Origin of the sequence: Arthrobacter sp. OAP107, assembly GCF_040546765.1 — a bacterium.
Lineage (GTDB): Bacteria > Actinomycetota > Actinomycetes > Actinomycetales > Micrococcaceae > Arthrobacter.
The window spans coordinates 1,791,382-1,814,438 of record NZ_JBEPOK010000001.1; the positions used below are offsets into that span (position 1 = coordinate 1,791,382).

The window sequence follows — 23,057 nt, forward strand, 5'->3', positions numbered from 1 at the left end:
TGCTCCGGCGGTGGGGTCTCTTTTTTGTGTTCGTGGTTTACTGCTGGCCGGAATCTTCGGAGTTACCTCCGTCGTCGATGTCCTTCAGCCGCTGTTCCAGCCGGGTTGCGTGGGCCTCTTTGACTTTCCGGTAAACCTTGACGCCACCTGCAATGACCAGACCTGCAGCCGCCAAGACCCCCGCGGCGATCAGGTCCTCTGTACGGGCATCCTGCTTGCCTGCGTGGTAGCCCTTGCCATAGACCGCGCTTCCCGCCACGAATCTCTCCCTTTGTTGAATTTCGAACTCCGCCGAAAGCCTATCCCAGGGTGCGTGGAGGGGTTGTGCCGATGCTGCGGATCATCCGCGCTTTGCCGGCGCGGGGTTGGAACCTTCTTGTTGTTCTTCTTCATCTTCGATTCTCAGGTGCAGCCAGTGGTGGTGACAGCGGAGCTGTCACGGAGGAGTCATCGACGAAGGACGGCCTGCAGTGCAACGCCGTGCCCCACAGGATTCCGAGGAGAACCGCCATGAGCACCATCGCCGCACCCGTGCAGGACGCGCTGCCGTTCGACTTCGGCTCTGATGTGCTGGTCGTCAGCGCGCCCGTCTACGACGAGCAGGCCCGCCAGACCGACCGCGAGCTGTGCCAGCACTACTTCACCGCATGGTGCGGCACGGCGTTCACGGCGGACGGCACACGGGCAGCACGCGCCCAGACCACCTTCGCGGACTTCCAGGCGGCCGCCCGCCGTCTGGCAGAGGGCTGAGGAACCAGCGCAGCTGATCCAGGTCCGGCATCGAACAAACGACTTCATCAAACAGGAGGGGATCACCGTGTCCACTGCCACCACTTCCGAGCCCGACCTCGACGCTGAAGCTCAACGCGTTGCAGCCGTCCACCGGCTCGCCACGATCAAGGCCTTCTACCCGGAGCTGCGGCGTGCCGAGGCTCAGGCCCGGGTCCAGCTCGCCGCCGCCGTCATAGCAATGGACGAGGTCGAGGACCGCATCGCCGCCGGCGAGAAGATCCACTCACTCTACGAGCAGGCTGCAATCGAACGGGCCAAAGACGCCTACGCCCAGGCGCTGGCTGATCTCGTCCGCGGCGAGTCCAGCGTTGAGGCTGACCCGTCGACTTCCCAACCCATGAACCAGGAGCACTGATCACCATGTCCTTCCTCGAGAAGATCGGATTCGTCGAGACCGCCGAGCAGGAGGCCCAGCGCCTCGCGCAGTCGCCCGAGGGCTCGGCCAACCACGAACTGTCCAAGCTGCCGGTCACCATCGAGCAGTCGCCCCAGGACCTGCTCATCGAGCTGCCCTGGCACGCCACCGAGCGGGGCTCAGGCCACCGCGTCGTCGTGGTGCCCATCGAATACCGCGGCGAGGCCCGCACCGAGGGCGAGGAAGAACCCCGTCCTCGCAAGCGCCACGCTGGTTGGTGGAACTGCGCGGTCGTCGCCAGCGACCACCCCAGCTACCCGGTCGGCGGTTACCGGCTGAGCATCCCCGCTGCCGAGCTCGCCCGCGGCAAGCGGATCGAGCTCTGAGAGAACACATCCCACGACGAAGGAGCGTGAACCACCATGCCTGACACGATGCAGACCACCGGCCGCCGCGAGCGGATCCTCCGGAGTGTCGGCAGGGCGCTCCTCGTCACGGGGATCGTGCTGAACGTCCTCGCCCTGCTGCCCGCGATCGCAGCCAGCGCCTGGACCGGCCACTGGACGGCGAGCGTGGTGCTCGTGGTCCTGTCCGGTGCTGTCTGGGCTGCTGGACTTCCGGGCCTGAAGACCTGGGCTGCCCGGCTACGCCGTCACAACGACACCCAGCCCAGCCAGCACCAATGACCAGTCGCCCTGCCTGATCCCACCAGAGCCCCGGCTCCTGCGCTCCGGCGCGGGGCCGGGGCTCTCGCTCTGTCTCTGAGGCGGGTCCACGCGCTGCGGGGCAGCGCCTGGTGTTTTGCAACAGCAAGAGAACCATCCCGAACAAAGGAAGAGCCATGACCACCCTGACCACGACGCGTGTCCCGCTCAAGCAAATGGACCCTGCGATGCTCGTGTTCGAACTCGAGCGGGAGATCCAACACCTCATGCCCACGAACACGGAGCTCGTGACCCGCGCAGCTGCGACGGCCTCGTTCCTGCACCGGAAGCAGACCCGCTTCATCAGGGGAGACATGCCTCGCGTGCCGTACATCGAGCATCCGCTGCGCGTGGCGTTGCGCCTCCTGCGCTGGGGCGTCACCGACGCTGAACTGATTGCCGCAGCACTGCTGCATGATGTCGTCGAGGACTGCAGCAAAGAGCTGCTTGCTGCTTTCGGCCAGCCGGGTGAGGATCCCCTGGGCTGTCTGGCGCGGCTGTACGGCCGGCGCGTCTCGGTGCTCGTTGGGGCGGTGACCACTCCTGGCGGGAGCACCTCCTATGAGGAGCACCTCACGCGGCTTGCCAACTCCGGTTCCCGGGCGCTGCTCATCAAGGCCAGCGACCTGAAGGACAACGCCGGTTCGATCCGGCACCAGCTCGGCCACGGCCAGGATTCGCGCATGTACCGCATGCTCTTCAAGTACATGCCGGCCGTCGAGATCGTCGGAGCAGGTCTGCGCCGTTCGCTCTGCTGCCCTGCGACCCAGCAGTGCACCATGGCCGCCATCGCCGCGATGGAAGATCTCAGCCACGATCTCGCAGCCCTGTCGGCCGAGCATGGCATCGATTGACCATCCTGTTGACCTGGATCACCACCACCGCAAAGACCTCCCTGGCGCAGCATCAGCTGCCGCCGGGGAGGTCTCTTTTTCGCCCGCGCTGTGCCTGCCGGGCGCTACGGCATGTTGTCCATCGGCAGCAAAGAGATGCCGATGAGGTCCACAGCTCCGGTGAGGACTCCGCCGAGCAGGAACACCAGCCCGGAGACCACCATCACGAGCACGGCGAAGACTACAGGTCGGTCCTCGTGCAGCTGCTGGAGCCGTGCGACGATGCCCGAGGGCTTCTCATCGGTCTGACGCTGGTCCTTCTTGGGTCCGTCGTGGGTCTCGTCGTGGTCGGTCATGGTATTGATCCCTCCTGGGGTGGGCTGTGGTCTGTTGTTGGTCGATCAGTGGTCTCTTTCGGGGCTTCCTGTGGTACCGCTCAGCACTGTGAGCGGTACCACAGGAAGCAGTACGCGATCGGCAGCCTGCACGCATCATCTCGATGCCGACCGCAAGCCTCTCGGGACCGGGCTACGAATGCATGATCGTCACGCCGCGGCCTTGCTGCGCTTGCCCTCGGGCTTCTGGACCTCGACGGCCTTCGCCGCCAGGTACAGGCCCTCGCGGTTCAAGTGGCGCGAGTACGCGGCGTCGAGGTAGAGCACCGGGATGCCGCCGGCGGCCTTCTGCAGGACAGGGCGCAGGATCTCCTTGATCGGGCCCGAACCGCCGCCGTAGACGTACACCACCTCGGTGGTGCCGCCGACCTCGGCGAGGACGTCCTCGAAGCGTGCGCCGATCTCCTCGGCCAGGTACTCGGCCTCCTCGTCGACGTAGCCCTTGGCGCGGTCAAACCTGCCCTGGAGGAATACGCTGGGCTCCTGCTGCAGGAAGTCGGCCAGCGCCTTGCGGTTCTTGAACCTCAGGTCCTTGTCTCCGCTGGTGCTCATCCGGTCCAGCGCGTTCGTCAGCGCGGTGCCGTAGCCCTGGTCCAGCGTGCTGGCCGCTTCGGAGTTGAACGCGCCGTCGGTGAAGACGGGGAAGTTCACGGTGCCCTCGCCGACGTCGACGCCGACGGTGTTGCGCACACCGACCAGCAGCTCGGCGGTGACACCCTGCAGGCGCGCGGCCTCCTCGGGGTCCGAGGCCCGAAGATCGTCCAGCAGAGCCTGCGCCAGCGGCGCGCCCTTGTCGGTGATCGCGAACTGCGCGGACGCGCCCTCGGGCAGGACCTGCACATCCTCGAACTGCAGGCGCACGGTGACCGGCGTGGAGAAGTTCTTCACGGTCACCAGGTGCACCGTGGGGTCGGCCGCGCCCAGGAGTCCCACGAACTGGGCAGCGTAGGCGCTGCGGCGCTGCACGTACTCGGCAATCGGCAGAGCCAGGCCTGCGCGCACCGTGGCGCGCAGCTCGCGGTCCGGCAGCGCGCCGTGCTCGCGGACATAGTCGCGCAGGGCCTTGGCGGCGAAGACGCCCAGGACGAGCACCGAGCTCAGTTCCTGGTCGGCCTTCGAGCGGGATCCGACGACCTCGAACTGCGTGAACTTCGACCCAGGGGTGCTCAGTGCCGCGCGGCCGAAGGTGCGCAGGTCCGAGTGCCCGATCAAGGGAGTGGTGAACGAGGCGGCGACGCGGTTGTAGAAGTCGTCCTCCACCACGATCTTGAAGGCATCCGAGTCAGCCTCGGGCACCTTGGGCGTGGAGCGCGAGGTGCTCACCACGGCAGAAGGAAGGTCGATCGTGTCAAAGACCTCCTTGCCGTGGACCTCGCCGCGGATGACGCCCTTGACGTATCCGTTGCCGACGTCGATGCCGCCGGTGAGCTGGATGGTCTTCTCGGCGGTGCGGGTGTTGCTCATGGTTGTGTCCCTCTCGGTCAGGAAGTCGGTGTCTCAGGAAGTGCGGTGCGGATCAGCGGGTGAGGAAGGCGTCCAGCCCCGAAGGGACAGAAGGCTCCTCGGCGGGAACAGGGTGGGGCTCGCGGACAGGAGGCGTGGGCGGCGGCTGAACAGCCTGGGCTGCCTCGACGCGCTGCACGGGCTCTGAAGAAACAGCAACAGGCACGGCAGCCTCGTCACGGCCTTCGCGACTCTCGTGCTGGCTTTCACTCCCGTCACGGCCGTCATCGCCGCGTTCCTCTCCTTCATGGGCCTCGCTGCGCCCAGGATCCTGCTCGCCCTGCGGCGGGCGGCCGCGCCGGGGAAGCTGCTCAACGGGACGGTTGACCACGTCGATATAGCCGTCGCGCTGGATGGACTCGCGGATCAACAGCTGGAGCGAGCGCGAGATGTCGTACTGCTCGTCCAGCCACCGGTTCGTCGACTCGTCGGCCCGCGGGACGCTCCAGCGCAGACGGCGCGGCTCGGCCTTATCGGTCATAGCGAGCACCCCCTTGCGCCCTCGTGCTGATGGACACTGTCCTCGGTCATCGCGGCCCCCTCTCATGCGCGGCCCCCGAGGCGCCACTGCCAGTCGGTGACCTTTCGACTCATTTATCAGTCATCATTCTACTGGTCTTTCAATGGTCTCTGCAAGGACCACGCCAAGACCAGCAAAAGGCCACCAGCAGATCAGGCCTGCGTCACCGTGAGCGACCATGGCCGCGGCGGGACCCGTGGGAGCCGCCGGCAGGACCCGCAGAAGGCCACGGGTCAGCCGGGGAACCAGAAGACACAGGACTCATCAAGGGCTCACCCGGGACCGGCACGCGGTCCGCTGCGGACCAGCAGAAGACCTCGATCAGGCCACGGCACATTGGAGGGCGCTCGGTGGTCCCACGCAAAGCACAGAAGCGCCCTCGAAGAGACCAGCAACAGTCCACCGTCGCGAGCCGGACCAGAGCAGACCTGTGAGAGACCATCATGAGACCAGCAGTGCGCCCGAAGCGGCCCCGAGGAGCGCCATCCGGCACTCAATGGGGTCTGAATGGCCTTTCTGGACTCTCTCGGGGCTTGTGTAGGTCTGGTCTGTGTCCCTGTCTGTCCATGCCGATGCAATGATCTGTCCACTCCGGGACCAGAAGGGGTCCAGCGATGCGGGCCCGGACCGGTACCTGGAACAACGCCGGCGACACCTCGAGGCAGTCCTGGAGCGAGCGGAGGAGCTGTCGGAGCAGGGTGGAGCAGCTGTGGTTGCGCCTGTGGCGTCACCGACCCGGCCGGGGGGCCGCAAGGAGAGCGGAGGGAAAAGGCGAACTGGGTAGTAGGGCCCCGCATGGAGCGAAAGGGCAAAAACTCCGCTTCCTGAAGAGGCTCACGGGCGGTGGGGGTCTAGAAGGTAAGAACCCGTGAGCCTCTTCAGGAAGCTGCACCTGGTGGGAGACCCGGACGGCTCGGTGACGCTGTGGAAGCGGGGGCTGCCGTTGGATCCAGGGAGGCTTCATGCTTCCCGGGAAAGCTACTCTTCTGATGCGTCCACGAGGGACAGGCCGGGCGGTGGCCGTCGAGGACTCGCTGTCGCTCGTCCGGGGGTGCAGCTGCCACCAGGAGGGGCAGGCGGCCGGCCCAGAACGGACCCCGGCAAGGAAGCGGTGTGGGGCCCGCCTCGGACGCGGTGCGACAGGTGCTGGCGCGACCGTGAAACAGAGCCGGAGTGAGCACCCGCACACCGGTGCGACGAGCGCACCGACAGATCAGTGCAGTGTTGTGACAGCAGAGTTTTCCACAGCCTGACGCGACAGGTCGCGGGGAGTGGTGGACCGCTGCGCGCCGGGTCTGATGCGCCTGCGGCAGCAGGATGCACCAGTGGGTGCGGACCGGGCTGCGCCCGCTACATGTGAGGACCCGTACGGGTACCCGCTCGTGCCTCGCGGTGGTGCGGAAGATGCATCCGTACGGCGTTGCAGCGGACGGCAAAAGGGCTGTACACCCAAAAGCCCGTAAATCCAGCGGAAACGACATGACCCGTACACCCGCTGCGCGGATGGAGAGGGGGTGTACGGGTCAAGGGTGTACGGGGCGTTTCCCCTGATATTCCAGGCTTCCGCTAACGCTCCAGCCGTGGAATGGCGAAATGGCGGCAAGAGAGGAAAAGGGCATAAGGGAACCTGGCAACAGCGGTCCTGCGGACCCTCCGCTTCGCTTCGGTCTCTCGCTGCGCTTCGAGACGCTGTTGGTCGGCATAGCCGACAGGTTCCACCGCTCGCTTCGCTCGCCGGTCCGTCAGTCGCTGCGCTCCCTCCGGCTATGCCCAGCGCTGCGCTTGAGTGGAGGACGCCCCCGCCTGCCCCGCCGCATTTATCCACAGGTGGACGACGCAGCAAAGGGTGCAGCCAGGCGGTGGATCACCTGGCGCTGCGCACCAGGTTTGTCCGAGGAGGACGGCCCGTCGGCCGGCCCGCTGCGCGGCCCAGTCGGAGCAGTTCCCGACACGGTTCACCAGAAGGCCGTCAGGCCAGCGGAGCTGGCACGGGAGCTGGACCGTACATCGAGTCTCCGCGGACCCCTGGCGGGACCTGCACTCGATGCCCGACACCTACATCCCGAGAAACAGAAGAGGCATCGTCATGACACACGCCCGGAAGGCATCCAGGTCCGCACGCCGGCCACAGCCGCAGCTCTCGCCCTACGACACCGGAGCCAGGTGCGAGGCCGGGCCGTGGATCCCCCACGGAGAGCGAGTCACTGAGGCGACTCCGGCGGAGAGCTTTGGCAAGGTCGACTTCGACGATGAAGAGAGCGGCACGGTCGGCGTCGCCTACCTCCAGCGCGACAAGGACGGTGGATACACCCTTCACGTCGCACCGCTCAGCGAGGACCGGAAGGTCCGGGTGGCAATCCATTACGAACGCGGCGCTGCCAGGGTCAACAGTGCCCAGGCGTCGGCAGCTGCCGCGTAGTGACCAGCCGACTGAGAAGAAACACCGGGAATCATTCCGGAAAACATTGCGGCGAAAGAGGACGCGAATGATGCAGCGACAGACGAGTATCACAATCCGGACTGCCACCGCGGCGGCCCCGGCGGGATCTATGCCGATGACCAAGATGACCAGCCGGGAGGCATCGCGATGACCAGTGGATTCAGCCATGCGCTGCTCGTGACCGGTTCCCGGACCTGGGACGCCGCGGAGGCCATGAAGGCGGCTTTGAACGAGGCCTGGAGAGCCTGGGGACCGTCTGCGGTCGCCCGACCCGTGCTCCTCTCAGGGCACTGTCCCAAGGGTGCTGACGCCATGGCCGAGCGGCTGTGGCGGGCTGCCGGCTTCGAAGTAATTGAGTTCCCGGGCGACTGGAGCGCTGAGCCCAAGGCGGCGGGCTTCACCCGGAACCAACGGATGGTCGATGCCCTCGTCGCCATGCGCGCCGGGGGAGCGCAGGTCCGTGTCGCCGCCTTCCTGGACCTTTGCAGCCAGTGCGACCAACGCACCGGCCAGCAGCAGCTGATGCCCGGAACGCCAGGGCACTTCTCACATGGCACCGTGCACGCCCGTTCCCGCGCCCTGGCTGCAAGCATCGAGGTCGAAGACGTCATCCACCCGCGCCTGCCTCCGTTCTGACAAGTGCACACCCCGGACATGACAACAGCCCTGCAGCTGGTGCTGCAGGGCTGTTGATCCTTGATTCGAATAGGTGGCCGGAAATCTCTCCGGTATGGCCCGAAAGACTGCGGAAAGGGTGGGCTAGAGAGTCCGCTCGATGCCGTGTGCCTCATCGTGGGCCTTCATGACAGCTTTCGGAATGCGACCGAACTCGGGCACTTCATGACCGTTCTCGCGCGCCCACTTACGGATCTCCTCGCGTTCCTCGGGCGTCGTCTCGGGCACGAGTCGCTTCTTCTCGCCCTTCTTAGTGGCCTTTCGACCCTTACTGATGTATTCCTTGAGATTCTTCTCAAGCTCTTTGCGCTCTTCGTCGGTCAGGTCTATCTCGAACCAGGTGTCGCCCAGTCCGAAGGTGACTGTGGCAGCATCCGGCTTGCCACTGATGTCCGACTCCACAATATTTCGAATAGCCATGTCTTGAATGGTAGACGATCCGAACCACCTTAGAGAAGTCTTTGGGCACGCCAGAACGACAGATCTTTCGAATGCCTTCATCATAGGCCGAAAACGCTGCTATTCCAGCATAATCCACCTGACACACTGCTAAAATCACACTGCCAGCGGGTGCGTTTCCCCACCCCTGTAAACCGACCATTCGACACGATCGAGAGGCCCCCCGCCATGACCATTCTCCAGACCGTCGACGACCATCCACTGACGGACGACGGCGTCGACCTGTTCGCCCTGATGTGCCAGCGCCGCGGCTGGACCGACGAGTACCTCCGCGAGATCGAATCAGCTGAACACGACGAGCTCCTGGGCCTGGCCGAGATGGTCGAGGCCCTGGAAGACGCCCGGGCCGCCGGCCACAAGGTCACCATCGCCCCTGACTTCGACATGGACGGGATCTCCTCCGGTGTGCTCGGCTACGCCGGACTGTCAGAGCTCGGCTTCGACGTCGAGCTGCACGTGCCCGACTACCGCCGCGGCCACGACCTCACGCCCGAGGACATCGCAGAGATCGCAGCGACGTGGCCGGACACCAAGGTCCTGCTGACCTGCGACGGGGGAGTGAACTCCCACCGCGGGATCGCCGCCGCCCGGGCTCTGGGATGGAAGACCCTGGTCACCGACCACCACGAGGAGCTCGAACCCGGTTCGAGCGCCGACGTCACCGTCGACCCCTGTCGGATGGACGAGACCTACGCCAACACCGGCATCTGCGGCGCGCACGTGCTCTACCAGGTGTTGGAGGCCTATGCCCGCGTCCACCGGCCGGAGAAGCTCTGGGAGATCCGCCTGCTGCGCCTGTTCGCCGGCCTGGGCACCGTCTCCGACGTCATGCCCGTGCTGTACGAGAACCGGCAGCTGGTGCGCGACTCGCTGTCCATCGCACGGCTGCTGTACGCGCCCGCGCCGCGCACGGTCCCGACCCCCTGGGGCTTCGACCCGGACCCCGAGGCGATCGACGTCGGGCGGTCGACGCTGATGCAGCTGCTGCGCGTCGACCCGCACCACCCGGCCTTCGTCCGGGCCTTCGAGGGCTTCGCGGTCCTGCTGAAGGCCTTCGGCCAGGCAGGCAAGGTCCGCGACATCGACAGCATCGACGAGGGCTTCTACGGGTTCTACCTCGCGCCGGCGATGAACTCCCCGCGCCGCACGGGCGACCCGCTCGCACCGTGCTTCGGCGTGTTCACCGCGCCTGACCAGGACTTGATGCTCGAGTCGGCACACCAGGTCATCGCGACCAACGAGAGCCGCAAGGAGCTTGTCGAGGTCCACACCCAGGAGCTCGAGGAGGGTGATCAGCCGCTGGCCCCTTGGGTCTACTTCTCCGAGGCCTACCCGGGCATGTACGGTCTGCTCGCCAACCGGCTGATGGAGCGCCACGGCCACCCGGTCGTCGTGCTCAACCGTCCCGCCGGGCCGGATGACTACGTCGGGGGCTCCGGCCGGGCACCGTCGTGGTTCGGCATCATCGACACACTCGAGCACCAGGACGGCATGCGCGCCATCGGCCACCAGCAGGCCTGCGGCGTCAAGGTCGACCGGGCGGAACTGCTCGACGGTCTGGTCGAAGCATTGCGGGAGGCCACGCAGGTTGCCCTGCTGGCTGTCGTCCAGGATGAGCGCCGTGCCGACCTGGTCCTGGGCCCGGACCGGGACTGCGATGCTGGCCTGGACGACCTGGAGCCTCTGGTCGGCTTCGTCCGGCGTGTGGAAGCGCTGCGGCCCTTCGGCCACGGCTTCGTCGAGCCGGTGGTCGAAATCGCTGTCGAGCCACTCGGGCTGCGGGTGGACCGGATCGGTTCCGATACTGACTGCGGCCATGAGCGCACCGACGCCAACCTGATGACCAACGCCCGCGGCTACCGCGTGTGCCGCCTGTGCAAGAAGCACCTGCGGCTGGTCACCAGGTCCGGGCTGTCCTGCCTGTGGTGGAACGTCGCCGAGGAGAAGGAGCCGGAGATTTCGGCTCTGACGCGGTCGGCCAGCCGCACCGAGGTCGGAACGCTGCGTTTCATCGCGAAGCTGCAGCTGAACACCTTCCGCGGCGAGACCCGCGTCCAGGCCGTCATCGAAGAGCAGATCCCTGCGTCTGTCTGACCACGGAAAGGAGGCGGGGATGCCCGCTCCACCCATCAAGTCCCGGCTCGTCTCCATCGCGTGGTGTGTCCTCGTGCCCCTCGGCGTGCTCGCCGCCTACCTGGGACTTGGCCTTGCCGTAGTTTCCGTGGTCGGCGAGCCCGTCCTGGGTACGGCGGTGCTCGGAGGCCTGGTGGCGCTGCTCGTCAGCGCTGCCAGGCTCTTCCGGCCCCGGTGGTTCGCCAACGCGCCAACGGTCCGACCGATGTCCGGAACACCGCGCTTTACCCGAACGGTGCTTGGGTGCCTGGCTCTGGCGTTCTTCGCCGGCCAGTCCCTGGCCTTGTGGCTCTATACCCTTAGCGGCTCGGCGGGATTCGATGAATCGACCCGAGCCAGGACAGACGCCGGTCCCGTCGTGGCCCTCCTGCTCGCACTGGTGGCAGCGCCGGTGGCCGAGGAGATGCTTTTCCGCGGCCTGCTCTACCCGCTGCTGCGGCGCAGGGTCGGCATCGTCGCGGCGGTGCTCGTCACCGCCGCGGGCTTCAGCCTGCTGCACGCCAACGTCGTCCAGTTTGCTGCCACGCTGCCCCTGGCGGTGCTGCTGGCGCTGGTCTACGAACGCACCCGCGTCCTGTGGCCGTGCGTGCTGCTCCACCTGGCCTTCAACCTCGCGGCCGTCCTTGTCCCCGCCCAGCTGCTGGGCGCACTGGCGAACCCCGTCTCAGCGCTGCTGATGACCGCGGCGTTCCTCGCGTGCGCCCTGGCGGTGTACCGCATGGCGGCACCCGCGTGCGGGCCTGCACAAGACGACAGGGAGGCCGGCGGGGAAGAATGCAGGGAAAGCGAGCCACAGGCCGCATAGCGGCCGGGCTCAACGTGCAGGACTGACGCTGGTGCCCTCCGGGCGACCTTTCGGCCGTGGGCCGACGGTCGCTCCGGAGGGCCTGCTCTCGGGTGACCGGGGTGATCCGGTCACCGGGGGATTGGCTGAAGGATTTTCGTCAGCCAGACCTGAGAGGAGGTGGATCCACCATGGCCGTCGTCAACAAGTGCGCGTATGACGCGCAAGGCCGGCTCGTGCGCCCCAGCGGCAGCGAAGTGCGCCGCGCGCGGTTCGCCAGCGACTTAGACACCGGTGAGAGGCCGACCTTCGATCGAGGGTCCATGCACTTCTTCACCATGAGCACCAGCGGCGGCACGGCGGAGCAGGCGCGCGAACGCGCCCGCGAGATGCTCGCCCGCTTCTTCGAACGCGCCGAGTCCGTCGCTGGCTTCCGCAAGCTCGAGATGCGCCGGAGGCAGGGTGTGATGCCCTGCAACCGCAACGTCTCCATCACCTACGAGATCCTGTACGCCGTCGAGGACGGCCACCGGGTCCGTGCCCACATACCCGAGTCCCCCAATGCGGGATACCGGCGAGGCCGCAGCGCGGCCGCCTTCTAGGCGGCCGGCGCGCCCTGGGCCTCGCACCAGCGTGAGCGCGCAGAAAGGCCGGAGAGCTCCCTTCCCACGGGGATGCTTCTCCGGCCTTTCTGTTTTCACGTTCCTGTGACAACAACGCCTGGTGACGGTTCCTGCCCCTAACACCAATGCCCACTCTATCAGTGTCGATTCATCATGTGCAATGCAGTTGGCATCCCATTCCGTCGACCATTCGAAGGTCTGTCTCGGAATCACTCGGAATCACTCCGAAGCCCGGTCGACCAGGACGCCGGATCCATCGCGATCGCTCCCGTCAGGGCCGTGAGGGCCTGATGCTCCGCTGCACGGGAGGACGCAGCGCCGAGGTGTACCACGTGTCGTGGTACACCTCCCGATCCCAGTGCTGGCCTGCTCAAACGGCGGGTCAGGCGACCGCGGCCGAGGGAGTCTGTACCACGTGCCCGAGCGGACGTGGTACGCCGTTTTGCCTTGGTAGATCAGCGTTTTCGGCAGGTGTACCACGAGTACCACCAGATTCCGAGCGTTTACATATGTGCGCGAAGGACGCCTCCGATCGGTCATCCAGCCAGTAAGAGCTCTTATCCCCATGCGCCTATATCTAGTCTTTATTTAGTGGTACAAGTGGTACAGGGGGTATATAAAGCCCGTCTGACCAGGGTAAACGCCTGTACCACGTGCAAATCTCCATGTGGTACACCCCGTTTGGAGAAGTCCTGAAATCCCCGACTGACCAGGGGAAACAGGTGTACCACGTCAAGTGGTACACCTTCCGATACCCACGGGGGGTATACCGGCTCGCTGCTGCAGCCGGATCCCAGCTCTGGAGGTTCCCGGCCGGCCGGTCGGAAGAACTCCCCGAACCCCGACCAGGGGGTCGGGCGGCTCACGCCGCCCGCGGGGGAGTGCTCGAGCACGAGAAGCCAGCGGCTCCGTGGGGCATACGCCCCCGGAGCCGCTGTTTCTCATTCCAGACCGCACGCTCTCGTCGTGTCGCCGTGGCCTCCGGGTCTCGCGCGCGACCCCTCCGAGCCCCACCCGGGCACCACCCGGGACCTCTGTCGGACCATGAGTCGGCTATCAGTCGACTCGTTGCGAAAGACCATTCGGATGGCATAGAGTCGTGAGCACGTTCCTATTCGATTACGAGACCAATCCGCTTCCCACTCACTGCCGGCAGGTACTCGACGCGATCGAGAAAGACAGCAGCATGACGACTCCTGACGACCCAACGCCCGTCTTCGACGAGGACTTCGACACCCCCTCGACCAACCCTGTCGCCGACGCCTTCACCGAGGTCATGACGTACTTCGCCGACGGCGGCGACATCGCCCCGCAAAACGAAATAGTCACGCGCGCGACCGAGGTCTACCTCCAGCTGATCGACCCGTCGGACCCGCCGGCACCGCGCCTGCTCGAGAAGCAGCTGCTCGCGATCGTGAACGGCGTCTCCAAGGCCGAGAACAGCAAGACCAAGGTGGCTGCCGAGAAGCTGCCCCTGGCCCGGCACCTGACCTACTGGCAAGTGGCGCAAATCCTGTTGAGCCTGCACCACGTGATCCGCATCGCCCCCAGCGCCAAGGACACTGACCGCGAGTACGACCTGCTGGCGATGTACCAGGCCACCGGCCCGGGCCGCGGCACGTACACCACCAGCGAGGACGACATCCGCACCACGGCACGCCGTTACAACACGCAGCTGACACTCAAGGAGTTCGCCGAGGTCCTGGCAGTACTCCGCGAGGACAGCCCGCGCCGGCACCAGTGCAGCCACAGAGACCTCATCGCCGTGAACAACGGCGTGTTCCACTACGGCCGCGAGGCCCGGGACATCCATGAGGGCGGCAAGGCCTTCCACTTCGAACCCAAGTCGCTCGTACCCTTCGACCCGGCACTGGTGTTCCTGGCCAAGTGCCACATCGACTACGTCGAAGACCCGGACAACCCGGTGATCGTCCACCCTGTCGACGGCTCGGTCTGGGACATCGAGTCCTGGATCCACGAGCTCTCCGACGAGGAGGGTATCCCCGAGCTGCTCTGGGAGGTCATCGGCGCGATCATCCGGCCGCACGTCAGCTGGGGCAAGACTGCCTGGTTCTATTCAGAACAGGGCAACAACGGCAAGGGCACGCTGTGCTCGCTCATGCGCAACCTGTGCGGGCCACGCTCGCACACCTCGATCCCGCTGAGCGACTTCGGCAAGGACTTCGCGCTCGAGCCGCTCGTGCGCGCCAACGCGATCATCGTCGACGAGAACGACGTGGGCACCTTCATCGACAAAGCGGCCAACCTGAAGGCGATCGTCACCAACGACGTCATCCAGATCAACCGGAAGTACCGGATGCCGATCGCCTACCAGTTCTTCGGCTTCATGGTCCAGTGCCTCAACGAGTTCCCGCGCGTGAAGGACAAGTCCGAAAGCTTCTACCGCCGGCAGCTGTTCGTACCGTTCAACAAGAGCTTCACCGGCATGGAGCGCAAGTACATCAAGGACGACTACCTCCAGCGCCGCGAGGTCCTGGAGTACGCCCTCTGGTACGTGCTCAACCGCGCCGGCGCAGCCGACCCGGGCAACTACTACCAGCTCTCCGAGCCGGTGGCGACCAAGGACGTCCTGGCCGAGTACAAGGAGGCCAACGACCCCGTGCGCGCCTTCTGGGAAGAGTTCCGCGAGCGGCTGGTGTGGGACCTGGTGCCTTTCACCTTCACCTATGACCTCTACAAGGCCTGGTTCGCAGACGTCTCGCCCTCGGGGTCGCCGGTGAGCAACAAGCAGTTCATCACGGACCTGGTTGCGATCGTGCGGCCTGACCCGCTGTGGCACTGCCCGGACAAGAACAAGAAGATCCGCCCCGGCCAGATGATGGCCACCCCCGAGACGACCATCGCCGAGTACGAGCTGAAGAAGTGGATGAACCCGCACTACAGCGGCTCGGACCCGAAAAAGAAGTCGCAGCCGGTCCTTCAGGCCAACTACCGCGGCCTGCTCCGGCACACCGGTCCCGCCGCCCAGGTGGACGCCGACGACGAGGACACCACAGGAGAGGACTGATCCGACCATGCGCACAATCGCCAGGGCCATCACCGAGCTCGCCCGGGCGGTGACCGACCTCGCCAAGCAACAAGGCAGGGCGAGCACCGCGCTGGCCGACGTCGCCCGCGAACAGCGGATCACCAACCTGATCGTCCGCTCGCAGATCAGTGCCGACCCGGAGGAGAAGCGGCGGCTCGTGGCTGAGGCCTCCAGTCGGATGGACGCCCCGCGCCGCCGCTCTCCACACAACCCGATCGACTGAAGGACGGATGTGCAGGAGAGGGAGTCTCACCCGGAAAGGAATGCGCCGACTGCATCGGCCAGCGTGAGCACTTCGGCTACTCCCTGGTGGGAGGTCGATGGGTCCGCGGTGCCCGGCCGGTCCCCGCGCCCGTCACAAGGAAGAAGCGCCGCCTAAGGCCATCCGCGGCAGCAGCCGGCACCCCGACCAGATAACTGCATACCCCGGCCGTGACGGCCGGTGACGACCGAAAGGCCAGACCCATGACCACCCAGCGCACCCCCGTCACAGCTGAGACCGCGCTCTTCACGTTCTACGACATCGAATCGCTGTCGAACGTCTTCACGCTGTGCGCCTACACCCCGCGGCCGGGCCGCGCCGTCCACGACCTGGAGATCTTCTTCCTGGCCGACGACCCGGCGCTGGTCGCCTCCGTCGACCCCCAAGCCCTCTACGACACCGTGATCCGCTCCAACCCGGGGCTGCCCGCGGTCAGCGTCCAGCTTTGGAACCTCGGCGGCGAACGGGGCAGCCTCCGGCTCGCCGAACTGATGGGCCTCTCGAACGCCGACCAGGTGTGCAACCACTCCGACCCAGGCGGGTACCCCGCGGCGCTGCGTCCGGTCTGCGACACAGACCCCGAGTACGACCCGGCAGTGCATCCGTTCCTTGCTGGCTACAACTCAATGAACTATGACACGACTATGGTCGCGCTCTACCTCAACGAGGCGTTTCCGGCCCCGGGCAGCGGTCGGCCGTTTCAGCCGACCACGGCCCGTACTCTGCGCGACCACAACGACCAGCTCTTCTCGTCCCAGCACATCGAGTACATGCCTGGCTACCTCGGCTGGGACGGGGCGGCTGCGAAGATCCGCCGCGCCATGCTTCACTCGGGCCGGCACCTGGACGTGGCCCGGCTGAACGAACTGCAGTCCAAGGTCAGCCTCAAGCGCCTGCTCGGGATGCTCGGCCGCCAGATCAAGGAATCCGAGAAGCTCAGCCATGACACGAGCATCGAGGCGGTAGAGGATCTCTATGAGCTGCTGGCCTACAACGTCTCGGACTGCCTTGGTCTGGCCCAGCTGTTCCGGCACCCGGCGTACGCGAGCAACTTCGATCTCAAGGCCGCTCTGCTCGCCCAGTTCACCGAAACGGTGTTCACCAATAACGGTGCGGTGCGCAAGGACCGGCTGGCAGTCGACTCCTCATCGGCAAAGTTCGTGGGCCGCATCCTCGCACCCTACGCCTCACTGGATGACATCGAGGCGGTGTCCTTCGTATATCCGCACCCCGAGGTCGCTAAAGAACGCGGGATCGAGCCGGTCAACGTGCTCGACGAGTGTGTGCGCTTCTTCGAGGAGAACGTCGCGCCCGACCCGGCCACCCACTCCGAAGTGACTGCAGCCCAGCGCGAGGCCCACCGGCAGTTCCTGCAAGTCGTGGCGTACTACCGCTCGATCGAGGGGCAGAACTTCAACGACTCCGAGGAGTACCGCGACAAGTTCAGCCTTCCGGCCCGGTCTCTGCGCGATGTGCCCAAGACCCCGAACAACGTGCCGTATTTCCGGGCGGACGCCTCGCCGTCGTCCTGCTTCGCCACGTTCTCCACCGGCGGCATCCATGGGGCCGAAGCCGACCTGTCGGTGTTCAACGCCGAGAAGGTCGAGCACAACGATCAGACCATGATGCTCATCCGGGCAGCGCAGGCCTTCCCGGACGCAAAGGACTTCGTGGCCGAGGCCAAGCGTCAGCACGCCATGCTCCGCCTGCCCGACGGCACCTTCGTCGACAAGCGGCTGGTCCTGCTGGGTTCGGACCCGGAGAAGGTCAAGTACCGCAAGCCGAAGAAGGACGACCCTGACCAGGCCGGGCAGCTCGCCCGCGCCCAGGCCCAGGTGCCTGACCCGGCGGACCTGTTGACCACCCAGCGGCCCGAGGCGGAGGCGCTGAACGTCGTCCTGCCCGACGGCGGTGTCCTGGAAGGCAAGGTGGTACTCGCCAACAGCACGGCCACCAATGCCGCCTACCGCGATGAGCCGGCCAAGAAGAAGCCGGAGCTGTTCATCGCCAAGGAAGACGGCTCCGACAAGTTGCACCCGAAGTTCGCACGTACCTCGGCTGGCCTGGTGATCCACGAGGACTTCACCAGCTACTACCCGAACCTGCTGCGCAACATGCGGGCGTTCTGGAACCCCGAGCTGGGTGAGGACCGCTACGCGAAGATCTTCTTCGACAAAGAGCGCTACGGCCAGGAGATCAAGGGGCTGAAGAAGCAGCTGGCGCAGCTTCCGGGCGACAGCCCTGAAGCTGCGCGGCTGAAGGCTCAGATCGCCGGGCTCGACGTGCTGCGCAACGGCACGAAGCTGATCCTCAACTCGGCCTCGGGCGCAGGCGACGCAAGTCACCGGACGCCGATCCGGATGAACAACCGCATCATCTCGATGCGCATCCTTGGCCAGTTGTTCAGCTGGCGGATCGGACAGGCCCAGACGCTGGCCGGGGCGCGGATCATCTCCACCAACACCGACGGCCTCTACTCGGTCGTCGGCGGCGAGAACGGATTCGACGAAGCGACCAACAACCGGGTGCTCGCCGAGCAGCAGGAGGCCATCGGCGTCGACATCGAACCTGAGCTGATGTTCCTCATCAGCAAGGACTCGAACAACCGCCTGGAGCTGGAGGCCCCGGAACCGGGGCGGTCCGTGGCAGACAGTCCGATCATCGCCGCCGGTGGCGGCACGCTGGCCTGCCACGCGGGCCCGACTCCGACGAAGTCGCTGGCCCACCCGGCCGTGATCGACTTCGCCCTGGCCCGCTACCTGCAGACGGTGGCGAGCAGGGGGGAGTCGGCGATCGCGGAGCCCTTCGACCTGATGCTGGGCCGGAAGGTGATCGAGGAGGCGGTCCTGGAGGACGACCCGATCCGGTCGCTCCTGTTGTTCCAGAACGTCATCGCGGCCTCCCGCGGCTCGATCACCTACCCCTTCTCGGCTGCGCCCATCGACCCCGCCGTGGGTGTGAAGTTCAGCGAGCAGGGTCACGTGACCAACGTCCGCGACCCACAGGTGCTGCAGATGGTCAACCGGGTGTTCATCGTCCGCGAGGGCACCGAGAACGCCCGGAGCCTGCTCAACGCCGGTGCCTGGAAGGTCACCGCGGCCAGCCAGGCCAAGCGCCGCGAGGAGGACATCGGCCGGACCAAGCGCGACCCGGTCGCGCTGGAGGTGCTGCGCCATCACGGCTGGGCCCGCTCCCGCGCCGAGGCCAGCATGTCGGACGGGCTCGCCGTGCTCCCAGACGACCAGGACGTCGTGGTGCGGCGCATTAACGCCATCGACCCAACCTGGTCGATGGTCGTCGTCAACGACGACCTGCACCAGCTGCCGGCCGACCGGATCGAGCGGCTCATCGCCTCGCTGGACCTGGACACCTACGTCCGGATGCTCGAGGAGACGTTCACCAAGAACTGGATGAACGAGGCCGTCTGAGCCGATCCACCACAACCCGCACAAGGGGGCCGCGCACGCCGCGGCCCCCTTGTTCAACTCTGCGCACCATTGCGAATGGTTCCGCACAGATCATTAACTTCGAGTCATAATTGAGTACGAAAGGCAATTCGGACTCGACGCGACACGACCACGAGAGGCCATCATGTCCCAGTCAACACTCCCTGTCCGCTCCACTGACCCGGAGACCTCCTACGCCGCCGCCGTGAAGGCCGCGCTCGGCGCATCCCGCGTCCGTCCCATCGTGCTCGACATCGTCCGCGAGAAGGGCCCGCTCACCCACGACGAGCTCATCGCCGCTTACCACGACCGCGTCGTCACCAGCCTCGGCGAGGTGCCGCGCTCCTCGGACTCCGGCATCCGCACCCGGCTCAAGGAGCTCGCCCACCAGGGCCTGGTGACCGTCGCCGACATCGACGGCTTCTCCAACTACGGCAATGCGGCCAAGCGCTGGGTCGTGGTCGACCCTGACGACCCGAGCTTCGTCTACGACCCGGACGCCATCGCTGCCTACATCGACGACGAGGACATCGTCGGCTTCGGGCACTTCCTTGACGGCGACGCCTCCGACGCTGCCGGGACCGACGAGGACTGAGCCCCCATGCCGAGGAAGAAGAACCAGCGGGAGAAGGCCGTCGAGCAGTACCTGCTCACGCAGTGCCGCCGGCACGGTCTGTTCTGCCTGAAGTTTGTGTCCCCGGCCCGCGGGGGCGTCCCCGACCGAATCGTCCTCACGCCCACCGGCACGGTCTTCGTCGAGGTCAAGCGACCCGGCGGAGACCTCGAGAAGCGCCAGCGCGTCATGCACGCCAAGATGCGCCGTTTCGGTGCCGAGATCCACGTCGTGGATGACGAGCAGGCCGTCGACGCCTTCGTCACCCACGTGCTCGGTTACCGCCGGATCGAGAGCCAGCAGAAAGCAGCATCATGACCGCAACAGCCACGGCCGCGGGCCCGGAGACAACCGCCCGCGACTACGAAACGAAAGACTCGGGATCACGCAGGGTCACCGCCTCCGGCATGCAGCGCGAGGTGAAGACAGGCCAGCCCCGCTTCGACCTGCTCGTACCCCTTCAGGTGCCCTACCAGGACCAGCTGCTCACAAGGACGGCCGCGCTCGTGGAGCGTGGAGCGCGCAAGTACGACTCGCGCGACTGGGAGCAGGCCAGCACTGCCGCAGAGATGGAGGAGTTCCGCGCCAGCGCCTTCCGCCACTTCATGCAGTGGATGTGCCGCGAAGACGATGAGGACCACGCGGCTGCCGTGGTGTTCAACCTCCTGGCCGCGGAAAGCACCCGGACGGTGATCGCCCGCGGTGACGCCGGAACCCCGGAGGCCGCCCGATGAGCGGCCGCGTCACCAAGGGCAACGGCCAGGCAACCTCGGCCTTCCGCCAGCTCACCCGGGCCGACCTGGGCACCTTCGATCGCGAGGCCACGGAGCTCGTGCTCGAAGCGATGCGGGCCGGCTGCGTTGGGCGTGTCTCGTCCCGGGGCCACGCCATTCTGCGCAACAACGCCGGCGGATCCGTCTCGGTGCCGCGCAACATGACCTCACCCAACCGCACGGCGCAGAACGCCCGTGCCGACATGAAACGGCTGCTCGGCGGGCACCGGGCCGACCATGCAGTATCCGCCGCAGACCGCAGGCCACGCGGGAAACGGCAGATGACCGTCGCGGTGGCCTTCGTTGAGCACCCAGCCGCCTTCTCCCGCTGGTTCGACGCCCAGCCCGAGGGCCTGCCTGCGGACCAGCTCATCGAGGTCTCGTTCGACGGGGCCGGGGAGCCGGCCTTCCAGGCCGTGCCCGTCGACGCGCCCGCACAGCCCGATGCACCGGAACAAGACCAGCCGGGGCCCGCGACGGCCCGGCCCACCCGCCGCCGGGGACACCTGATGATCGCGCCCGAGCCCGGGCAGGAAGCAGAGGACGACATGACCGCCGAGGCCAAGGAAGATCTGCCGCTTGCGACACGCATACCCGATTCGGCCGTCGGGGATGCCTCTGCCGAAGCGGTGCTTGAGCGCGTACGCACCGCACTGGGTGAAGACCCGCGTGTCACCGCCCTGCAGCGCAGGATCGTCGGGCTGGAGGCAGAGCTCGCCGCCCAGACACGCCGGGCCGATGACGCCGAGGTCCGCCTGGGCCTTATCCGCGAGGCATTCCATGCCTGATCCCGACTACCGACAACCCACGAGAGGAGGCCGCACACCATGACCACGACCATCGCACCACCGCAGCCGTCACCCGCGCCCATCGTGCTCAAGCCCTACCAGCAGCAGATCCACGACTTCCTCGTCAGCCGCCCCTTCGCCGGAGCCTGGCTTGGTGTCGGAGCCGGGAAGACGCTTTCGACCCTCAGCGTCCTGCAGACAGTCCGGCCGATGGGCCACATCCTCGTCGTCGCACCGATCGCGATCGCACGCTCGACCTGGCTCGACGAGATCGACAAATGGGGATTCCCGATCCGAACCAAGTCGCTCATCGTCAACGAGAACGACCGGAAGCTGCCCAAGGAGAAGCGCCTGGAACGCTTTCGGGAAGTCTTCTCCGACCCGCCGACGATGTACTTCGTCAACCAGGAGTTGCTGACCCAGCCCTCCCAGGGTGCGCGTCTGCTCCAGCTGACCGGCGAGCCCACCGGCGATGCCATCGCCGCCGGGATCTCACCGGAGGCCGTGCGGCTGCGCGGGCTCATCGAGACGATCGGACCAATGGCCCAGGAGCAGCTGATCGGACACTTCCTGCAGCTGGCTGCCGGGCAGTCCGGAACCAAAGCCCCCACCAAGACCGCTGTCAAGGAGGCGATCAGCGAGCTCGTCACCCGCGGTGCGCTGGAGCGCGAGAGCCACGACTGTCGCAGCTGCGGCGGCGACGGCTGCGCGCAGTGCCGCTACGGCCTGGTCGACCAGATGCCGATCCAGTCCATCAACGGACAGGACACCCTCATCTGGCCGTTTCAGACGGTAATCATCGACGAGTCGCAGGGCTTCAAGTCCCACAGCAGCGCCCGGTTCAAGGCCTTGAAAGCGGTCCGCCCGGCCATCACGCGGCTCATCGAGCTGACCGGCACGCCGAGCCCGAACGGGCTGCACGACCTGTGGAGCCAGATCTACCTGCTCGACCAGGGCGAGGCCCTGGGCCCGACCATCACGGAGTTCCGCAACCGGTGGTTCATCCCGAAGATGGTGCCTGGCACCACCACCCCGGCGAAGTGGATCCCGACCCCGAACGCCGAGGCCGAGATCCATGAGGCCATCAGGCACCTGGTGATGAGCGCGCAGAACACCAACCTCAACCTGCCGGGCCTGACGATCCAGGACGCCAACGTCACCCTCCCGCCGGACCTCATGCAGGCCTACAAGGAGTTCAGGCGCGACCTCGTGCTCGACGTCGTGAAGACCTACCAGGACGAGGACGGCAAGCTCACCCAGAGCGTTGAGTCGATCGTCGCCGAGAACCAGGCGGTCCTCACCAGCAAACTGATGCAGTTCGCCTCGGGGACGCTCTACACGGCCGACCCGGAGGACCCGGCGACCAAGGGCCAGTACGAGGTTATCCACGACAAGAAGCTCGAAATGGCCGAGTACCTGGTGCGCAACAGCGGGGGAGACCCCGTGCTGGTCGCGTACCACTTCCGCTCTGACCTGGAGCAGCTGATGGCGCGCTTCAAGAAGGCGGGCATCGACGCGCAGGTCTTTGACGGCTCGCGGGAGATGGTCCGCCGGTGGAACGCCAAGCAGATCCAGGTGATGCTGCTGCACCCCGCGGCGGCCGGCCACGGCCTGAACCTACAGGACGGCGGCTCGACGATGATCTGGTACACGCTGCCGTTCTCGCTCGAGCACTACCTGCAGACCAACGGCCGTCTCTACCGCACGGGGCAGACCAAGCCCGTGGTGATCCACCGGATTATCACCAAGGGCACTCAGGACGAGCGGATGCCCGGAGTCCTGGCAGAGAAGCAGCAGGTCCAGGACGACCTCATCTCGGCTGTGTCCGGCGAGGAGGCGATCCTCGTCGCCCTCGAGGAGGAGATCCAGGACGACCTCAACGACCTGTGGGTCTCCGAACGGGTCTGACC

At 66.3% G+C, this 23,057-nt stretch carries 23 protein-coding genes; 18 read left to right on the forward strand and 5 right to left on the reverse strand.

From position 1 onward, the window contains the following. Nucleotides 1–37 precede the first annotated feature (37 nt). Nucleotides 38–259: a hypothetical protein gene (locus ABIE00_RS08380; RefSeq protein ID WP_056387604.1), complete on the reverse strand. Its 222-nt coding sequence runs from the start codon at nt 257–259 to the stop codon at nt 38–40. A 251-nt stretch (nt 260–510) separates the two neighbouring features. On the opposite strand from ABIE00_RS08380, the gene ABIE00_RS08385 reads away from it, so the two are divergent. From ABIE00_RS08385 to ABIE00_RS08405, 5 genes are all read left to right on the forward strand, one after another. Then, nucleotides 511–750 carry a hypothetical protein gene (locus tag ABIE00_RS08385; RefSeq protein ID WP_354259012.1) on the forward strand — a complete coding sequence of 80 codons (240 nt, stop codon included), beginning with the start codon at nt 511–513 and terminating at the stop codon, nt 748–750. Between the two features lie 67 nt (nt 751–817). Next, nucleotides 818–1,147, forward strand: coding sequence for a hypothetical protein (locus ABIE00_RS08390; protein ID WP_354259015.1), 330 nt, complete (start codon nt 818–820; stop codon nt 1,145–1,147). Between the two features lie 5 nt (nt 1,148–1,152). Further along, on the forward strand, nt 1,153–1,533 hold the full coding sequence (locus tag ABIE00_RS08395; RefSeq protein ID WP_354259018.1) for a hypothetical protein: 381 nt from the start codon (nt 1,153–1,155) through the stop codon (nt 1,531–1,533). 36 nt (nt 1,534–1,569) lie between these two features. Then, entirely contained in the window at nt 1,570–1,833 is a 264-nt protein-coding gene (locus ABIE00_RS08400) for a hypothetical protein (RefSeq protein ID WP_056387596.1), read from the forward strand. 155 nt (nt 1,834–1,988) lie between these two features. Further along, nucleotides 1,989–2,705 carry an HD domain-containing protein gene (locus tag ABIE00_RS08405; RefSeq protein ID WP_142133556.1) on the forward strand — a complete coding sequence of 239 codons (717 nt, stop codon included), beginning with the start codon at nt 1,989–1,991 and terminating at the stop codon, nt 2,703–2,705. Between the two features lie 104 nt (nt 2,706–2,809). On the opposite strand, the gene ABIE00_RS08410 is transcribed toward ABIE00_RS08405, so the two are convergent. From ABIE00_RS08410 to ABIE00_RS08420, 3 genes are all read right to left on the reverse strand, one after another. Then, on the reverse strand, nt 2,810–3,040 hold the full coding sequence (locus ABIE00_RS08410) for a hypothetical protein (protein ID WP_354259021.1): 231 nt from the start codon (nt 3,038–3,040) through the stop codon (nt 2,810–2,812). A gap of 189 nt (nt 3,041–3,229) precedes the next feature. Next, a complete protein-coding gene (locus tag ABIE00_RS08415) occupies nt 3,230–4,543 on the reverse strand; it encodes an acetate and sugar kinases/Hsc70/actin family protein (protein WP_056387588.1) in 1,314 nt (437 codons plus the stop codon). Between the two features lie 52 nt (nt 4,544–4,595). Then, nucleotides 4,596–5,063, reverse strand: a complete 468-nt coding sequence (locus tag ABIE00_RS08420; RefSeq protein WP_354259024.1) for a hypothetical protein — start codon at nt 5,061–5,063, stop codon at nt 4,596–4,598. A gap of 2,125 nt (nt 5,064–7,188) precedes the next feature. On the opposite strand from ABIE00_RS08420, the gene ABIE00_RS08425 reads away from it, so the two are divergent. Both ABIE00_RS08425 and ABIE00_RS08430 read left to right on the forward strand, forming a co-directional pair. Beyond that, nucleotides 7,189–7,521 (forward strand): hypothetical protein, encoded by a 333-nt coding sequence (locus tag ABIE00_RS08425; protein ID WP_133830770.1) that lies wholly within the window; start codon nt 7,189–7,191, stop codon nt 7,519–7,521. A gap of 168 nt (nt 7,522–7,689) precedes the next feature. Then, nucleotides 7,690–8,178, forward strand: a complete 489-nt coding sequence (locus ABIE00_RS08430) for an SLOG family protein (protein ID WP_354259028.1) — start codon at nt 7,690–7,692, stop codon at nt 8,176–8,178. 123 nt (nt 8,179–8,301) lie between these two features. Here ABIE00_RS08430 and ABIE00_RS08435 read toward each other — a convergent pair whose 3' ends face one another. Beyond that, nucleotides 8,302–8,637, reverse strand: coding sequence for a histone-like nucleoid-structuring protein Lsr2 (locus ABIE00_RS08435; RefSeq protein ID WP_056387574.1), 336 nt, complete (start codon nt 8,635–8,637; stop codon nt 8,302–8,304). Between the two features lie 207 nt (nt 8,638–8,844). On the opposite strand from ABIE00_RS08435, the gene ABIE00_RS08440 reads away from it, so the two are divergent. From ABIE00_RS08440 to ABIE00_RS08490, 11 genes are all read left to right on the forward strand, one after another. Continuing rightward, nucleotides 8,845–10,770, forward strand: coding sequence for a DHH family phosphoesterase (locus ABIE00_RS08440; protein WP_354259033.1), 1,926 nt, complete (start codon nt 8,845–8,847; stop codon nt 10,768–10,770). Nucleotides 10,771–10,789: 19 nt separating this feature from the next. Continuing rightward, nucleotides 10,790–11,614, forward strand: coding sequence for a CPBP family intramembrane glutamic endopeptidase (locus ABIE00_RS08445; RefSeq protein ID WP_354259036.1), 825 nt, complete (start codon nt 10,790–10,792; stop codon nt 11,612–11,614). A 215-nt stretch (nt 11,615–11,829) separates the two neighbouring features. Then, complete coding sequence (locus ABIE00_RS08450) at nt 11,830–12,195, forward strand: hypothetical protein (protein ID WP_354259039.1); 366 nt, start codon at nt 11,830–11,832, stop codon at nt 12,193–12,195. A gap of 1,120 nt (nt 12,196–13,315) precedes the next feature. Continuing rightward, nucleotides 13,316–15,244 (forward strand): DNA primase family protein, encoded by a 1,929-nt coding sequence (locus tag ABIE00_RS08455; RefSeq protein WP_354259042.1) that lies wholly within the window; start codon nt 13,316–13,318, stop codon nt 15,242–15,244. Nucleotides 15,245–15,251: 7 nt separating this feature from the next. Continuing rightward, nucleotides 15,252–15,488, forward strand: a complete 237-nt coding sequence (locus tag ABIE00_RS08460) for a hypothetical protein (RefSeq protein WP_133830765.1) — start codon at nt 15,252–15,254, stop codon at nt 15,486–15,488. A 242-nt stretch (nt 15,489–15,730) separates the two neighbouring features. Next, nucleotides 15,731–18,955, forward strand: a complete 3,225-nt coding sequence (locus ABIE00_RS08465; protein WP_354259045.1) for a hypothetical protein — start codon at nt 15,731–15,733, stop codon at nt 18,953–18,955. Between the two features lie 163 nt (nt 18,956–19,118). After that, nucleotides 19,119–19,568, forward strand: coding sequence for a hypothetical protein (locus ABIE00_RS08470; protein WP_133830763.1), 450 nt, complete (start codon nt 19,119–19,121; stop codon nt 19,566–19,568). A gap of 6 nt (nt 19,569–19,574) precedes the next feature. Continuing rightward, nucleotides 19,575–19,904, forward strand: coding sequence for a VRR-NUC domain-containing protein (locus tag ABIE00_RS08475; protein ID WP_354259048.1), 330 nt, complete (start codon nt 19,575–19,577; stop codon nt 19,902–19,904). Beyond that, on the forward strand, nt 19,901–20,320 hold the full coding sequence (locus ABIE00_RS08480; protein WP_133830761.1) for a dATP/dGTP diphosphohydrolase domain-containing protein: 420 nt from the start codon (nt 19,901–19,903) through the stop codon (nt 20,318–20,320). Before ABIE00_RS08475 ends, ABIE00_RS08480 begins: the two co-directional genes overlap by 4 nt. Beyond that, on the forward strand, nt 20,317–21,147 hold the full coding sequence (locus ABIE00_RS08485; protein WP_133830760.1) for a hypothetical protein: 831 nt from the start codon (nt 20,317–20,319) through the stop codon (nt 21,145–21,147). The genes ABIE00_RS08480 and ABIE00_RS08485 overlap by 4 nt, the downstream gene beginning before the upstream one ends. Nucleotides 21,148–21,186: 39 nt before the next feature. Further along, nucleotides 21,187–23,055, forward strand: a complete 1,869-nt coding sequence (locus ABIE00_RS08490) for an SNF2-related protein (protein WP_354259052.1) — start codon at nt 21,187–21,189, stop codon at nt 23,053–23,055. Nucleotides 23,056–23,057: the final 2 nt, after the last annotated feature.